Source organism: Streptomyces niveus, assembly GCF_001723055.1.
In the GTDB taxonomy this organism is placed as follows: domain Bacteria; phylum Actinomycetota; class Actinomycetes; order Streptomycetales; family Streptomycetaceae; genus Streptomyces; species Streptomyces niveus.
This window is the reverse complement of the sequence record NZ_MDCR01000150.1, coordinates 2,909-3,171: the sequence shown is the minus strand read 5'-3', so window position 1 is coordinate 3,171 and position 263 is coordinate 2,909. Positions and strand designations below refer to the sequence as shown.

The 263-nt window shown below is 73.8% G+C and carries 1 protein-coding gene; it reads right to left on the bottom strand.

The genetic code is table 11. The features are described 5' to 3' along the window. Positions 1 to 263, bottom strand: a 263-nt coding sequence (locus BHU15_RS38405) for an SWIM zinc finger family protein (RefSeq protein WP_171908395.1), incomplete at both ends; no start/stop codon positions are given.

Here is a 263-nt window from a genome sequence, read left to right as displayed (position 1 = left end):
GCCCAGTCGGGCGCCGCCCCCTCGCCCACGTCCACGACCGTCCTGACCGCGGACGCCCCCTCCGCCGCCCAGAGCAGCAACAGCCCCAGCGCGTGCTTGCACGGGAACTTGCGGCTCGGGCAACTGCACTTGTACGCCGGGCCCTTGGTGTCTATCACCGTCTGATACGGCTTCTGGCCGCTCCCTTTGCACAGCCCCCACACGGCCCCCTCGCCGCTGCTGCCCGCGTCCGACCACGGCCCGGCCGCGCTCAGCCTGGCCCC